This window comes from Schaalia sp. HMT-172, assembly GCF_030644365.1.
Taxonomy (GTDB): Bacteria; Actinomycetota; Actinomycetes; order Actinomycetales; family Actinomycetaceae; genus Pauljensenia.
Genome location: NZ_CP130058.1, coordinates 1,102,570 through 1,118,673 on the forward strand (window position 1 = coordinate 1,102,570; position 16,104 = coordinate 1,118,673).

A 16,104-nucleotide genomic window follows, 5' to 3' on the forward strand; every position below is an offset into this window, starting at 1 on the left:
CTCACTTGCCTTCCGGCAGGTGGTAGAAGCCGTCCTCGCCGAGGCGTGCGTTCGGATCCAGCAGGATCGCGGCCTCGACCTCGTGCGCGTCACCCGCGACGCCGGAGGCCGGGTCGTCGGGCAGGCGGCGGCCCTCCACCGAGGTGAACAGCGGGGCGTGGCCCAGCATGCCCATCTCGATGTGACGCTGGCCGTTGCGCAGGCGACGGTCGGAGGCGGCGCGCCATGCGTGAAGCGCCTCGCGTCCGGCCTCACGCTCCACGATGGCCTCGAAGGCCGCCGGGTTGACCAGGGCCAGGAAGCCAGAGACGTGGCCGAAGCCGAGCGACGTCGCGAACGCAGCGCGCACCGGACCACGCGAGTTCAGGTTCAGCGGGGAACGCAGCCACACGAGCGGACTGTACTGCTCCATCGCGTCGTCGACGCAATCCAGCGCGACGTTGGCGGGGATCAGGCCCGTGCGGAACACGTCGATGATGCCGCCGACCTGGAACACGCAGGCGCCACCCTTCGCGTGACCCGTCAGGGTCTTCTGCGAGATGACGAGCAGCGGGTTGCCGGGGGTGCGGCCCAGCGCCTTGCCGACGCGGGTGTGCAGGTCCGACTCGTTGGGGTCGTTGGCGTTCGTGGACGTGTCGTGCTTGGACACGAAGGCCACGTCGTCGATACCCACGCCGAGCTCGCCGAGGTTACGGGCGATAGCCGAGTCGGCTCCGCCGCGCGCCACAGCGAGGGCACCCAGGCCGGGGGCCGGAATCGAGGTGTGCGCGCCGTCGCTGAAGGTCTGCGCGTGCGCGACGACCGCCAGGACCGGCAGGCCCATCTCGAGGGCCACCGAGCCGCGGGTCAGCAGCACGGTGCCGCCTCCCTGCGCCTCGACGAAGCCGCCGCGGCGGCGGTCGTTGGCGCGCGAGACGAAGCGCGAGGAGATGCCGCGGGCGAGCAGCTCATTCGAGTTCGCCGTCGCGTTCATCGCGCCGAAGCCCACGATGGACTCGACCTGAATGTCGTCGATGGCGCCGGCCACGACGAAGTCAGCCTTGCCGGCCTTGATCTTGTCGAGGCCTTCCTCGATGGACACCGCAGCGGTCGCGCAGGCGCCGACCGGGTTGATCATCGAGCCGTAGCCGCCCACGTAGGACTGCATCGTGTGGGCCGCGACCACGTTGGGCAGAGTCTCCTGCAGGATGTCCTGCGGGTAATCCTCACCCAGGAAGCGATCGACGAACAGCTTATGCATCGAGCGCATGCCGCCGAAGCCGGTGCCCTGCGTGGAGGCCACGGTCGCCGGGTGGACGACGCGCAGCAGCTCGGCGGGGCTGAAGCCGGCGGACACGAAAGCGTCCACGGCCGAGACCAAGTTCCACACGGCGATCGGGTCGATGGAGTCCAGCATCGAGGCCGGGATGCCCCAGCGAGCCGGATCGAAGTCCGTGGGGAACAGGCCGCCGATGCGGCGGTTGAGGGTCGCGCGGCGAGGCACGCGCACCTGGGCGCCGGACTTGCGGGTCACCTGCCACTCACCGAACGCGGTCTGCTCGACCACGGTGAACTGCGGGTCGGCCTCCGCGTAGGAGCGGGCCTCGGCCTCGTCCTCGACCGTGAAGGTGATGTCGCGGTCCAGGAAGACCATCGCGGACTCGGGCGTGTAGCCGTCGTGCAGCGGGCCGTCGTCGTGGAAGAAACGCACGCCGGAACGGGCCACGACCTCGTCGCGGTAGCGGACGAAGATCTCCGACTCGGGGACCAGCTGGTCGTCCTTGTCGTACCAGCCACCCACCGGGGTGTCCGACCAAGTCAGCAGGCCGGTCATCCACGCCAGCTCGAGCACGCCCGCGGGGGTCAGCTCGACGCTGCCGTCGGTGTGGATGCCGAGCTCGGCCTGGACGCGGGTACGAGCGCTGCCCCACGGGCCAACCTCGCCGTGACCGACGATGACGACCGTGTCGGCCAGCAACGCAGTGGTGGTGCCCCACTGCGAGGGATCGACGTGGGGGACGGCGACCTGGGAGGGCGAGGGCAGCGCGGAGACGGTCGCGACCGGCTCGGCGGCGTCGGCCTCGGGGGCTCCGACCTCGACCTGGGCGCGCAGGGCACGCAGGTCGATGGAGGAGTCCAGGCCTCCGGTCAGGTCGGCGTCCACCGGGGCGGTGGCCGCCTGGGCGCGAACCTCGGGGCTCGACAGCTTGAGCAGCTGCTCAGCCATTTCCTCGGTCGACCAGGTGCGAACGCCCGCGGCCTCAACGGCGGCGACCATCGGGTCGTTGCCGCCCATCAGGCCGGTGCCGCGCACCCAACCGATACGCGGGTGCGCAATCGACACGCGCGAACCCCAGATCGGCTCGGCGGCCCAGCGTGTCGCGATCGCGTCGAAGGAGGCCTTGGCCTCGGCGTAGGCGCCGTCACCACCGAAGATGCCTCGGTTCGGGGAACCGGGCAGCACGACGTGCAGGCGGTGGTCGGCGTGCGTGTCGGAGCCGATCGCGCACAGGCCAGCGATGGAACGCTCGACGCTCCACAGCAGCAGGCGCAGCTGGTTCTCCGACGCCGGGCCGGCGTCGGCCAGCGTGCCGGAGACCCGCGGGGCCGCGAAGGGATAGAACAGCGTCGGGACCAGGGCTTCCTTGGTCACCTTCACGTCGGCGCCCACGGACTTGGTCTGCTCGGTGCCGATCCACTCCACGAGCGCGTCCACGTCGCGGTAGGAGGCCAGGTTCGCGGGAACCAGCCACAGCTTCGCGCCGCCCGCGGCATGCGTGCGGTAGAGCTCCTTAGCGAAGGCCAGGCGCGAGGCAGAGATCGACGAGGAGGTCGCGATGACGGTTGCGCCACCGGCGAGCAGACCGCCCACGACCGCGCCGCCGATGGAGGCGGGGGTCATGCCGGTGACCACGGCGACGTCACCGGCGTAGGGCAGCTCCTCAGAGGAGGACAAAGCGTCGGCCGCGATCTGGTCGAGGCGAGCGGCGCGATCGGCGTCGCCCTCGGCGCGCAGGCGGTTCGCCCAGTACGAGGCCTGCTCAGCCACAGCGCGGCCGGTTCCCACGAAGGACGCGCCCTCGGCGAGGGTGCCTTCGGCCACGAAGCGGGCGACGTCCTCACGGGCGGAGGCCCAGCGGTCGTCGAGGAGGACGGCGCGTGCGGCGTCGAAGCGAGGCTCGACCAGGTCGACCCAGCCCGACCCCAGCTCGGCGGCGACGGCGTCGATGACGCGCGCGTCGTCGGAGGAGTCCTCGCCCGTGGGGGTGGGGGCGTTCAGGCCCAGTTCGGACAGGATCGTGCGAGCGGCCTTGGCCAGGACGCCGTCCTCACCCGTGACGGACGCCGCGTAGGCGTCTAGGGCGGCGGAGTCGACCACGCCGCCGCCAGCGGAACCGCCGGCGCTCGGCAGGGAGACGGCGATGCCTTCGCGGGCCGCGACGGCGGCTACGGCAGCGTCGATGAGGGCATCGACGCCGGCGGCGTTCGTCGGGGCGTCCAGCGGCAGGGTCGCCAGGTCGCCGTCGCGGGTCGAGGCGCCCTCACGGGTGCCCAGGACGATCTCGGCGGTCACGTGCTGGGCCCAGCCGGCGCCCAGCTGCCACGTGCCCGTGACCCGCTCGGAGATGCGGCCAGCCTTGACGCCGGCGGCGCCGAACAGCTTGCGCGTGCGCTCCTTGACGGCCTCGGCCAGGACCGGGCCGAAGGGCTTGTAGCCCTTAGCGGCCTTGTCGACCGTGGCGGACAGCGTGGCCACGTCGGCCTCGCCGGCGCCGTCGATGGAGTTCAGGCCCAGCTCGGAGGACATGTCCATGAGGAGCTGGTTGCGGCGCGAGGACACGCCGTTGGTGAGCGACTCGGTCGTGTCGCTGGCGCCGACCTCGTCGAGGCGGATCTTCGCGGACAGGGCCAGCAGGGCACGAATCGCGGAGGACGCCGTGAAGGGCAGGTCCGCGACGTCGGCGCCAGACGGGCCGCCGGTGGGCGCTGCGGGGGCGGGGGCCGGAGCGGCCTCGGCGACGGGAGCCGCGGGGGCAGCAGGAGCGGCGGGAGCGGCCGACGCCTCGGGGGTAGCCGGGGCGATCTCCTCCTCGTCCTCGTCCTCGATCACGGCGACATCGGTTGCGTAGACGCGGGGCTCGTCGCGCTGGACGTTGAAGACATCGACGCGCGAGAGCGCGAACTCGGGGGCCAGCAGGGTACGCGAGGCCAGGTTGGCCAGGGTCGGGGCGGCGCCGAGGCCCACCTCGATGACCTGATCGACACCCAGGCCGGCAACGCCAGGGGCGGCCTCTTGCGTCGAGAGCAGCACGCGCTGCGTCTCGATCCAGCGCACCGGGGAGGCGAACTGCCAGCACAGCAGCTCGATGAGCAGCGTGCGGGTCAGGGCACCCGGGTTGGCCAGGGCCGCGTCCCACGCTCCGGGAGCCTCGAGCAGCTCGCGCACCGTGTCGGAGGGGACCACGTCGAGGATGGACTGGGCGAACTCGCGGGTGAGCTCGAAGGGACGCGCCACCAGGTTGGGGATGTAGCGGCCCACGAGCTTCGCGGGATCGATCTCGGCGGGAATACGCTCGTCAAGCTTCGTGCGGAAGTCCGCCACGCCGCTGCGCAGGACAGTGGAGTGGAAGGGCACGTCGATGCCGGGAACATACATGAAGGGACGCTTGCCGCCGCGCTCGGCGGCGCGCTTGGATGCGTCCTCCTCGAGGGCCTTCAGGCCCGCGACCGTACCGGCGACCGCGTACTGCTGGTCGGCCAGGTTGAAGTTGACGATCTGGAGGAACTCGCCCGAGGCCTGAGCGATCGACTCAACGTACTCCACGACGTGAGCGTCGTCCACGCCGAACTGGTTCGGGCGCAGGGCGCCCATACGGTAGTTCGAACGGCCCTTCTCGTCGCGAGGCACGAGTGAGTGCATCGTGGAGCCGCGCTGGAAGACCAAGTCGAGGACCGTCTCGAGCGGGAAGACCTCGGCGTAGGCGGCCAGCGCGTCGTACTCGCCCAGCGAGTGGCCAGCGAAGGCCGCGCCGGGGACCAGGACGCCCTCTTCACGCAGGCGAGCAGTCTGGCCGATCGCCAGCGTCGCGAGCGCGACCTGTGTGAACTGGGTGAGGTTCAGGACGCCCTCGGGGTGACGGTAGGTCACGCCGCGCGCCACGATTTCGGTCGGGTTATCGCGCACGATCGCCAGGATGGAGAAGCCCATCGCCGAGCGGGTGTGCGCGTCCGCACGGCGCCAGACCTCGTCCACGGCCTTGGACTTGGTGCGCTCATCCAGGCCCATGCCGGCGCTCTGAATGCCCTGGCCGGGGTAGACGTAGGCGACCTTCGGGGCGAAGGTGTAAGCCGACGCGCGAGACACGACCTGCTTGTCGATGCGGCAGGTGACCTCGAGGGACAGGCCGCCGCCGACGACGCGCCCCACGCGCTCGACGGTGATCTCAACCTCGTCGTTCAGGTCGACAGTGCCGTACATGTAGTACGTCCAGCCGGCGATCTGAGCGCCGCCCTGATCGGCGACGACGGCCTCGGCCGCGTGCTGGGCGGTGGCCGACAGCCACATGCCGTGCACGAGAGGCGCATCCATGCCAGCGACCTTGGCGGCCGCGTAGGACGTGTGGATCGGGTTGTAGTCGCCCGACACGATCGCGAAGGGCGTCATGTCGTCGGGAGCCTTGACGCTCACGCGGCGCAAGACCGAGCGGGGCGTGTCCACGACCTCGACGTGCGCGCCGCCGAAGGGAGCGGCCTCGGAGGGAGCGCGGTTGCCGGTGGCGCGGCCGCGGATCGCGAAGCGCTCCTGCGTGGAGCCGACGTGCTCGCCGTTGGCCTTCAGGTCCAAGGCGACCGTGACGATACGGCCGGAGGAGGACTCGTCGACGGCGGCCACGTGGCTGGTCACGTCGATCGTCGTGATGCCGCGCGCGAGCATCTGCTCGGGCGTGTACTCCAGCGTGATCGAGTGATCGAGGTGGACGGCGTTGAGCAGACCCTCAATGACCGGGTAGTCGTTGTGGATGGCCGACCCCAGGGCTGCGTAGATCGCGGGCCAGGCGGGGCCGAGCAGGGCGTCGGGCGCCCAGGCAGCGAGCTCGTAGGAGGCGGGCAGGGCCGCTCCCGTGGCCTCCGCGTGGTCGAAGCCCAGGGTGGGGGCCAGGGTGAAGGAGTAGTGGGCCTCGCCGAACACGGACTTGGTCGAGGGCACCATCACAGGCAGTGCGTCCACGGTGTCGCCGGCGACGGACACGGAGGTCACGCCGGCGGTGGCCGCGAGCATCGCGTACATGTGCTGGGGCAGCTTGGCCTCGTCGATGACGGGCACCGCGCCGTCTTCGCCGGACAGGACGAGCGGGAAGATCAGCTCGCGCACCGCGTGCTTCTCGGCGCCGCGCGGGTCGTTATCCCAGGCGGTGTCCAGGTGGATGACCATGTCCACGCCGGTGTCGGTCGCCTTCAGGGAGACGCGCTCCTCGTCGAGGATGGAGGCCGGGTTGGCCATGAGGTGACCGGTCCACGAAATGAAGGGGACCTTGCGCAGCCATTCCTCGCGGGTGGCGGCGGGCTTGCCGTTGCCCAGACGCGAGGCGACGGGCGTCGCGACGGTGCCCGAGGCGGCGAGGCGCTGCGCTGCAGCGGCCTCGAAGCGGCCCAGCAGGGAGGCGACGGGCTCGTCGACGCGGTCGATGCCGGCCACGGACACCGGGCCGGGGATGATGCGGACCTGGTCGGCGCTGTAGCGCTCGTCCTGGGCCTGCCACAGGCAGTCCTGGCCCCACCAGCGGATGAGGTCGTCGTCCAGGATCGGGACGAAGGGCATCGGCTTGGGGTAGGAGCGGCACAGGGCCGGGAACCAGGCGGCGTCGTTGGGGGTGACGTGCGTGGTCGCCGCGTTCGGGTAGGCCGCCATCAGGCGGTCGGCGGCGGCGTGGGCGTCGGCGACGTCCTCGACGGTCGGGAACAGGGTCTCAACCTCGCCGTGGTCCACGGGGGCCAGGCGCGCCTCGACGCGCTGGAGGAGGTCGTGGTAGCGGATCTGCCACGTGGGGTCGACCCACGGGTAGGACAGGTCGGCGAAGCGGCGCACCCAGGCCTCGTAGGTCATCTCTTCGAGATCGCCGAAGTAGGGCTTGGCCGTGTGGGAGAGGATCTCGACGATCTCGTCCTTGCGGGCGCGCACCTGGGCGCCGTCGGAGCCGATCTCGGCGATGATGCGCGCGGCGGCGGCCGCCGCGTTAGAAACCTCGTGCATGTCGGCGCGCAGGTGGGACAGGCCCGACGTCATGCCGCCACGTGTGACGCCCTCGCCGACCCAGCCGCCGAAATCGTCGTTGTCGGGCACGCCCGGGGTAGCGACGAGGAGCTCCTTGACGGCCTTGGTGGTGTGCGCTTCCTTCGTGGTCATCGCGGCGGTACCCACGAGGACGCCGTCCACGGGCATGGGCGGGCGGCCGTAGCGGGCCGACCAGTCGCCGGTCAGGAAGTCGGCGGCGCGCTCGGGGGTACCGATGCCGCCGCCCACGGTCAGGACGATGTTGGACTGGGCGCGCAGCTGCGCGTAGGTGGCCAGCAGCAGGTCGGACAGGTCCTCCCAGGAGTGGTGGCCGCCGGAGTGGCCGTCCTCGACCTGGACAATGACCTTGATCGGGTCGGCCTCGCGGGCGATCGCGATGACCTTGCGGATCTGGTCGACCGTGCCAGGCTTGAAGGCCACGTAGGGGAAGCCGTCGGCGCGCAGCTGTTCAATGAGGGCCAGTGCCTCGTCCTGCTCGGGGATGCCGGCGGAGACTACGACGCCATCGATGGGGGCGCCGGACGCGCGCGAACGCGACACGATGCGGGCCTGGCCGAACTGAAGGTTCCACAGGTAGCGGTCCAGGAACATGGAGTTGAACTCGGCGGTGTGGCCGGGGCGCAGCTGGGCGCGCAGGCCCGCCAGGTTCTCGTTGTAGACCTCTTCGGTGACCTGGCCGCCGCCCGCCATCTCAGCCCAGAAGCCGGCGTTCGCGGCTGCGGCAACGATCTCGGGGTCTACGGTCGTGGGGGTCATGCCGGCCAGCAGAACGGGGGAGCGGCCGGTCAGACGCGAGAAGGCGGTGTCCACGACGGTCTTGCCGTCAGGCAGGGTCACGAGGCCGGGGCGCAGGTGCGACCAATCGGTGCCGGGCTCGGGGGCCCAGCCGGGGGTCGCAGCCTTGTCGCGATCCTCAGCGGTTCCGGCGGCGACGACACCAACGCCGGTGCCCTCCACGAGGGCGCGGGTCATGCGCACCGTGGTCGCGCCCGGGCCCATGTCGACGATCCAGGTGGCACCCGAGTCGGCGGCGGCGCGGATCTGCGCCGGCCAATCAACGGGGGTTGTCAGGACGGCGGCGGCCAGGCGGTGAGCCAGCTCGGCGTCAATGCCGCACTCGGAGGCCCACTCGTCCACGAGGGCGAGGGCGTCGACGAGCATGGGGGAGTGGAAGGGAACGTAGACCGGCAGGTACTCGCACACGGGGGTCAGCGGGCGACCGCCGCGCTCGTGCGCGTCGTGCGCGGCCTTGTCCTGGGCGGCGGCGCGCTCGATGGCTGCCACCAGAGATGCCAGGTCGTTCGGGGCGCCCGACACGACGTGCGTGTCCGTGTCGTTACGCAGAGCGATCGACAGCGGATGGGACGTCGAGGGCAGGGACTCCACGATGCGGGTCAGCAGCGCGTCGGACACGCCGCGCACCGACACCATGTAGGTCGCGTCCCCGGCGTGCGGGGCGCGCGCACGGCGCGTCACGCGGGCGGCGGCCGCACCGATCAGGCGAGCGATCGCGAACACGGTCGCAGCCCGGGCCTCGTCCCCGTTGATCCAGGCGCGAGCGATTTCCACGCCGAGAACACCCTGCGAGTGGCCCTCGAACGCGGTGGGCTGGTTCGCCACGATATTGAGGCCCGCGCGCGTCAGGTCGATGAGCGCGCCCAGCTGGGCGGCCACGATACCCGGAACCGACAGCGCAGCTTCATCCGGACCAGCAACCTCGCGGGTCACGGCCACCTCACCGTCGGGGGCGGGCAGGGCGAAGGGAAGAACCGACACGGACTGAGTGGCCAGCGAGCGGCGCACGGGGGAGAGCACCTTGTCCGATGCCTCGATGACCCCCGCGACGATCGCGGAAATCTCGGGGTCGTGGGCAATCTCGTCGAGCGCAGAGCGCCACGGGGTCGCCTGACCGGCGAAGGTCAGCGCGTAGGGGGTCTCATTCAGAGAGGACACAAACGACATGTTCATTCTTTCAATCGGGGACAATACTTCTCAAACGACACCGGTCACAGGGGGCCGTTGTCGTGACGCTTCACATGGGGGGCGCGCTGGTCCTTCGTGGCCAGCAGATGCAGGGAATCGATGATGGTCTGGCGAGTGTCGGCCGGGGCGATGATGCCGTCGAGCTGACCCGAGGCCACGGACACCTCCGGGTTAACCGTCTCGTCCTCATAACGGGCCACAAGCTCAGCCTTCGTCTCCTCGAAGGTCCCGTTCTCGCGGGCCGCCGCCAACTCGCGGCGATACATGATCGAGGCCGCACCCTCAGCGCCCATGACCGCGATCTGGGCGTCCGGCCACGCGAACGCCAGATCCGCGCCAATCGACTTCGACCCCATCACGATGTAGGCACCGCCGTAGGCCTTGCGCAGAATCACGGTCACCATCGGGACGGTCGCGTTCGCGTAGGCAACAATCACCTTCGCGCCGCGACGGATGATGCCCGCCTGCTCCTGCTCGGTACCCGGGCGATAGCCGGGAACATCCACCAAGGTCACGACCGGCAGGCCAAATGCATCGCAGAAACGCACGAAACGCGCCGCCTTCTCCGACGCATCTACGTCCAGCGTGCCCGCGTCGCTCATCGGCTGATTCGCCACGATGCCCACCGACTGGCCATCCACGCACGCAAAACCGATTGTCACGTTGGGAGCAAAGAGATCCTGAATCTCCACGTACTCGCCGTGATCGACCAGCGCGCGCACGACGTCGCGCACATCGTAGGGCTGACGAACCGACGTCGGTACCAGGTCTGCGACCGCGCGGGCAGCGGCCTCATCCTCGGGGTTGGCAACGTATTCGTACTTCGGGGGCGCGACCTCGCACGAAGACGGCAGGTAATCCAGGAGCGAACGCACGTAGTCGATCGCCTCGTCTTCTGTGTCCGCCATGTGGTGGGCGACGCCGGACTGGAAGTTGTGGATCGCAGCACCGCCGAGCTGATCGAGCGTGACCTTCTCACCCGTCGTTGCGGCCACAACGTCCGGGCCGGTGACGAACATGTGCGAGTTCTCGCGCGTCATGACGATGAAGTCGGTCAGGGCTGGCTGATAGACGGCACCGCCCGCGCAGGGGCCCAGGATGATCGAAATCTGGGGAACCAGGCCCGAGGCTTCGCACGTCTTCTTGAAGATGCGACCGTACTGGGCCAGGGCGACGACACCCTCCTGGATGCGGGCACCACCCGAGTCCTGAATGCCGACGATTGGGATGCGCATGCGAATACCCATGTCGATGAGGTCCACAATCTTGTCGCCCTCAACCTTGCCCAGGGTCCCGCCCAGCACCGAGAAGTCTTGCGCGTAGGCGGCGACCATGCGCCCCTGCACGCGGCCGTACCCGGCGGCGACGGCCGAACCCACGCGACCGGCGCGCACCGACCCGCCGATGAACTGGCCGACCTCGTGCCACACGCCGTCGTCAAAGAACAGGGCGAGGCGCTCGCGCGCGGTGAGCTTCTGTTTGGCGTGCTGGCGCTGGGCGGCCTTCTCCTCGGCCGCCTGGGCGATCGCTTCCTGGGCCTGAATGAACCCTTCGCGCGTGAACCGGTTGGGGGTGGTCATTGCGCCTCCTTGTCAGTGGCGATGTGTGCGATGCGAGTTCCGGCCGTGACGGTGTCGCCCTGCTTGATGGACAGGGAGGTGACGGTGCCCGCGCGGGGAGCCAGCAGCGGCTTTTCCATCTTCATGGCCTCGAGGACGGCCACGAGTTGGCCTTCCTCCACCTGGTCGCCCTCGGACACGGCCAGGGCGACGACGATGGCCTGCATGGGCGCGACGATGTCGCCGGGGGCGCCCTGGTGGGGCCCGGCCTGGTGCGTGGAGGTCGCGGAGCGCCGCGGGGTCGAGCGCAGCGGCTGCGGCGGGCGGGGAGCGGGGGCCGAGGGGGCGTTGAACATGCCGGCGGGCAGGGTCAGAGAGACGCGGCGGCCGTCGAGCTCGATGATGTAGGTCTGGCGGGGCAGGTCCGCGGTGGACGAGGCCTCGGCGGGGGTCGCCAGATCCGAGTAGTCGTGCTGGGGCATGAACGTGGTCTCGAACCAGCGGGTGGAGATGTTGAAGCCGCCGACGCCGCAGAAGTCGGGATCGTTGATGATGTCCTGGTAGACGGGGACGGGGGTGGCGACGCCCTGGACGGAGAATTCGGCCAGCGCGCGGCGGGAACGGGCCAGGGCTTGCTCGCGGTCGGCGCCCGTGACGATGACCTTGGCGATCATGGAGTCGAAGGCGGTCTGGACGGAGTCGCCCTGGTCGATGCCGAGTTCGAGGCGGATGCCGGGGCCGAGCGGCCAGTGCACCTCGTCGAGGCGGCCCGCGGTGGGGGTCAGGTCCTTGGAGGGGTCTTCGGAGGTGATGCGGAACTCGAAGGAGTGGCCGCGCGGCTCGGGGGGAGTGGTGAGTGCCAGGCCCTGGGCGATGCGGATCTGCTCGCGCACCAGGTCGATGCCGGTGACCTCTTCGGAGACGGGGTGCTCGACCTGGAGGCGCGGGTTGACTTCGAGGAACCAGATGTTGCCGTCCGGTTCGAGCAGGAATTCGACGGTGCCGACGCCGACGTAGTCGACGTGCTCGAAGAGCGCGCGGGAGGCTTCGACGAGCTTGTCGTGGGCGCCGTCGGGCAGGAAGGGCGCGGGGGCTTCTTCCACGAGCTTCTGGTTGCGGCGCTGGACCGAGCAGTCGCGCGTGGAGATGACGTGGAAGTTGCCCAGCGAGTCGCGCGCGGACTGGGTTTCGACGTGGCGGGCGACCTCGACGAAGCGCTCGACGAAGTGGGCGCCGAGGTCGGCGGCGTCGGTGTGGCGCGCGAAGAACAGGTCCAGGTCGGCTGCCGTGCGGATGATGCTGATGCCGCGTCCGCCGCCGCCGTCGGCGCGCTTGAGCACCACGGGGTAACCGGCGGAGGCGATGAAGGCCTCGACCTCGTCGCGCGAGGTCACGGGCTCGGAGACGCCGGGTACGGGGGCGACGCCGCACGCCTGGGCGATGCGGCGGGCGTTGATCTTATCGCCCAGGGCGTCGATGACAGAGGAGGAGGGGCCGAGCCACGCGATGCCGGCGTCCTCGACGGCACGCGCAAATTCGGAGTTTTCGGACAGGAAGCCGTATCCGGGGTGGATGGCGTCGGCTCCCGTTTCGAGGGCGATGGCCAGGATCTTGTCGCCGTTGAGGTAGGTGGACGCGGCGTCGTCTCCGCCCAGGGAGAGCGCCTCGTCGGCTTCGCGCGTGTGGGGCGCGGCCATGTCTTGGTCGGCGTAGACGGCGATCGTGGCGATACCCATGTCGGTGGCGGTACGGCACACGCGCAGGGCGATTTCGCCGCGGTTGGCGACGAGGATTCGGTTAATTGTTCGCACGCTTCTCCTTGGTGTCGTGAACGGGGGTCAGGGGGGTGCCGGTCGTCAGGACGTCTCCGGCGTCGATCTGGTGGGTGCACCCGTCGTCGGTGCGCAGCAGCAGCGCTCCGCTGGGGGCGAGTCCGGTTGCGAGTCCTTCGAGCGCCGGAGTTCCGTGCGCGTCGGTGGGGCTGGCGAGAACGATGCGGGTGCCGATGAGGGGCAGGGCGGCCTCGGCCTCGGCGTGAAGGCCGCTAGAGACGGCGTCGCCGTGGGCGATGAGGGCGCGGATACGCGCGTCGAGCCCGGCCAGGATCGCGGCGAGGAGCTGGTGGGAGACTCCGGTGGGGTCCTCCCCGGCGTGGGTGTCACCTTGCGCGAACAGGGAGGTGGCCTGGGCGGTGGGCATGGTCCCGGCCGGTTGGGCGATGTTGATGCCGTAGCCGAGGATGACGCAGGTCGTGAAGGGGGACGAGGCAGGGGCGAGTTGGGCGAGCATGCCGCAGATTTTGCGTTGACCGTCCACGAGGACGTCGTTGGGCCACTTGAGGGTGATCGCGTGGCCGAGGGGTGTCAGCCGCTCGGAGAGGGCGTCACGCACGGCCAGCGCGCAGGCATGAAGGAGCCATCCCAGCGCCTCGGTGGGCAGGGATGCGGGCAGGGAGACGATTGTGGAGGCGAGGAGGGCCTGGCCGGGTGGGGTGACCCAGGAGCGTCCGAGTCGCCCGCGTCCCGCGCTTTGACTATCGGCGATGATGGTCGTCAGGTGGGGGGTGGGCGTGGCGGTGTCCGCGAGGAGGTGGGCGGCCACGTCGAGCGTCGAGGAGGCACTGGGAACGTGATAGACGGGGGCGTGCGCCGTGTCGATGGAGATGCGCGTGGGGGCTCTCATGTGCTCTCCTTCCCGTGGGTGGCCGTGTTTGACAGAGGCGCACATGCGCCCCGGTACTTAAAAGTTTGTCTTAAAAGTTGGCGACATGCACGTACTTTTTAAAAAATTGCAATAGTTTTTGGCAAATCACTACGGAGGCGTAACCAAGCACGATGCGCGGCACTGCGCGGAAGGCGCGAAACCCGCGCAATTTGGCCCTGAGATGAGGATCACCGACGCCTGCCTCGCCCCGGGCTATGACCCCGCGCGCACTGGGTCGCTACGATAGGGGGGAACCCGCGCGCGCGTGCGCGCCCCGAACCACCCGAACGGAGTAACGTGGCGGAGTTTATTTATCAGATGATCAAGGCTCGCAAGGCCATCGGTGACAAGGTCATCCTCGACGATGTCACCATGGCCTTCTTTCCGGGCGCCAAGATCGGCATGGTCGGCCCCAACGGTGCCGGCAAGTCCTCGATCCTGAAGATCATGGCCGGCTTGGACGAGCCCAGCAACGGTGAAGCTCGCCTGACCCCCGGCTACTCGGTCGGCATCCTCATGCAGGAGCCTGTCCTGGACGAGACGAAGACCGTCATCGAAAACGTGCGCCTGGGCGCGGCCGACATCTTCGCCAAGCTTGCCCGCTTCAATGAGATCTCCGAAGAGATGGCCAACCCGGACGCCGACTTCGATGCCCTCATGGACGAGATGGGTAAGCTGCAGACGCAGATCGATGCGGCCAATGCATGGGACATCGACTCCCAGCTCGATCAGGCGATGGACGCGCTGCGTTGCCCGCCGCCGGATCAGCCTGTCTCCGTCCTGTCGGGTGGTGAGCGCCGCCGCGTCGCGCTGTGCAAGCTCCTCATCGAGGCGCCCGACCTGCTGCTCCTCGACGAGCCGACCAACCACCTGGACGCCGAGTCCGTCCTCTGGCTGGAGAAGCACCTCGCATCCTACCCGGGCGCGGTCATCGCCGTTACCCACGACCGTTACTTCCTCGACCACGTCGCCGGCTGGATCGCCGAGGTCGACCGCGGTCACCTCTACCCCTACGAGGGCAACTACTCGACTTACCTGGAGACCAAGGAGAAGCGTCTGCAGGTTCAGGGGCAGAAGGATGCCAAGCTGGCCAAGCGCCTGAAGGAAGAGCTCGAGTGGGTCCGCTCGAATGCCAAGGGTCGCCAGGCAAAGTCGAAGGCCCGTCTGGCCCGCTATGAGGAAATGGCCGCCGAGGCTGAGCGCACTCGCAAGCTCGACTTCGAGGAAATCCAGATCCCGCCGGGCCCGCGCCTGGGTAACGTGGTCATCGAGGCCAAGGATCTCCAGAAGGGCTTTGGTGATCGCTCGCTCATCTCCGGCCTGTCCTTCTCTCTGCCGCGCAACGGCATTGTGGGCGTCATCGGCCCCAACGGTGTCGGCAAGACCACGCTGTTTAAGACGATCGTCGGTCTGGAGCCCCTCGACGGTGGTGAGCTGACGATCGGCGAGACCGTCAAGATTAGCTATGTCGACCAGACTCGCGCCGGCATCGACCCCGACAAGACCCTGTGGCAGGTTGTCTCCGACGGCCTCGACTTCATTCAGGTCGGCAACGTCGAGATGCCCTCTCGCGCCTACGTCTCGGCGTTCGGCTTCAAGGGCCCGGACCAGCAAAAGCCTGCGGGCGTCCTCTCCGGTGGTGAGCGTAACCGCCTGAACCTGGCCCTGACCCTTAAGCAGGGCGGCAACCTCCTCCTGCTGGACGAGCCGACCAACGACCTGGATGTCGAAACCCTCGGCTCGCTGGAGAACGCCCTCCTGGCTTTCCCCGGTTGCGCCGTCGTTGTCACGCACGACCGTTGGTTCCTGGATCGCGTCGCCACCCACATCCTCGCGTGGGAGGGGACCGAGGAGCATCCCGACAAGTGGTACTGGTTCGAGGGCAACTTCGAGGCCTACGAAAAGAACAAGGTGGAGCGCCTCGGTGAGGCCGCTGCCAATCCGCACCGCGTGACGCACCGCAAGCTGACGCGCGACTGACACTTGTCGCCGGGGCGGGGGAGGGCTGTATGGCCTTCCCCCGCTCGTCGTTGTCGCGGCCTCGGTGGCGTGCTCGTTTGTCGTCGGGCGGCTGCTCCGGCGTCATTTTCAAGGAGGCTTGACAGTATCAATAGTCGGTGCTGCATGTCATCGAAACGAGCACTCTCCAGGGGGTATGGTCGGCTTGACAAGTCGCGTGCCCATGTTGCGGACCCCACTTGCCTTTTGCGCAGGTCACATCTACTATGTGACTCGAATCGCAAAATTTCGACAGCGTGAAAGGGGCTCCGATGGCGATCGAACAGACGCTTATCGACGCGCTGGGTGGACACCTCAATATCGTTGAGGTCGAACCTTGCACAATGCGCATCCGTGTTCAAGTAAAGACTCAGCGGGCGGTCGATGAAGCTGCACTGCGCGTCGACGGCGTGTTGGCCGTCGTGCGTTCGGGTGATGTTGTTCAGATCGTGTGCGGGGCAAACTCTGACGATATTGCGACCGCGATGATCGCGTCGATTCAATCCGTGGCCCATGACACGCCTGTGGAGGCTCTGTCACAGCGGGCCCACGCATAATATTAAGATGTTCCCAGCCCACAACGTAGAG

6 protein-coding genes are annotated in these 16,104 nt (G+C 68.9%); 2 read left to right on the forward strand and 4 right to left on the reverse strand.

Features of this window, described 5'->3' with window-relative positions; all coding sequences use genetic code 11:
- Window position 1: 1 nt before the first annotated feature.
- From QU663_RS04600 to QU663_RS04615, 4 genes are read right to left on the reverse strand one after another with little or no spacing between them, the layout of a single operon-like run.
- Window positions 2-9,235 (reverse strand): type I polyketide synthase, encoded by a 9,234-nt coding sequence (locus QU663_RS04600; protein WP_304990701.1) that lies wholly within the window; start codon window positions 9,233-9,235, stop codon window positions 2-4.
- 44 nt (window positions 9,236-9,279) lie between these two features.
- Window positions 9,280-10,836, reverse strand: a complete 1,557-nt coding sequence (locus QU663_RS04605; protein ID WP_009056142.1) for an acyl-CoA carboxylase subunit beta — start codon at window positions 10,834-10,836, stop codon at window positions 9,280-9,282.
- Window positions 10,833-12,626: a biotin carboxylase N-terminal domain-containing protein gene (locus tag QU663_RS04610; RefSeq protein ID WP_034482211.1), complete on the reverse strand. Its 1,794-nt coding sequence runs from the start codon at window positions 12,624-12,626 to the stop codon at window positions 10,833-10,835. Before QU663_RS04610 ends, QU663_RS04605 begins: the two co-directional genes overlap by 4 nt.
- A complete protein-coding gene (locus QU663_RS04615; protein WP_021612671.1) occupies window positions 12,613-13,497 on the reverse strand; it encodes a biotin--[acetyl-CoA-carboxylase] ligase in 885 nt (294 codons plus the stop codon). The genes QU663_RS04610 and QU663_RS04615 overlap by 14 nt, the downstream gene beginning before the upstream one ends.
- 318 nt (window positions 13,498-13,815) lie before the next feature.
- On the opposite strand from QU663_RS04615, the gene ettA reads away from it, so the two are divergent.
- Window positions 13,816-15,498 (forward strand): energy-dependent translational throttle protein EttA, encoded by a 1,683-nt coding sequence (gene ettA, locus QU663_RS04620; protein WP_009056878.1) that lies wholly within the window; start codon window positions 13,816-13,818, stop codon window positions 15,496-15,498.
- Window positions 15,499-15,788: 290 nt separating this feature from the next.
- Window positions 15,789-16,073, forward strand: a complete 285-nt coding sequence (locus QU663_RS04625; RefSeq protein ID WP_009056873.1) for a PTS transporter subunit EIIB — start codon at window positions 15,789-15,791, stop codon at window positions 16,071-16,073.
- The last annotated feature ends 31 nt before the right edge of the window (window positions 16,074-16,104 follow it).

Bases quoted from the DNA above. Each gene is read 5' to 3' on its own strand.
- QU663_RS04605 (WP_009056142.1), bottom strand. From the start codon at position 10,836: ATGACCACCCCCAACCGGTTCACGCGCGAAGGGTTCATTCAGGCCCAG.
- QU663_RS04625 (WP_009056873.1), top strand. From the start codon at position 15,789: ATGGCGATCGAACAGACGCTTATCGACGCGCTGGGTGGACACCTCAAT.
- QU663_RS04615 (WP_021612671.1), bottom strand. From the start codon at position 13,497: ATGAGAGCCCCCACGCGCATCTCCATCGACACGGCGCACGCCCCCGTC.
- QU663_RS04600 (WP_304990701.1), bottom strand. From the start codon at position 9,235: ATGTCGTTTGTGTCCTCTCTGAATGAGACCCCCTACGCGCTGACCTTC.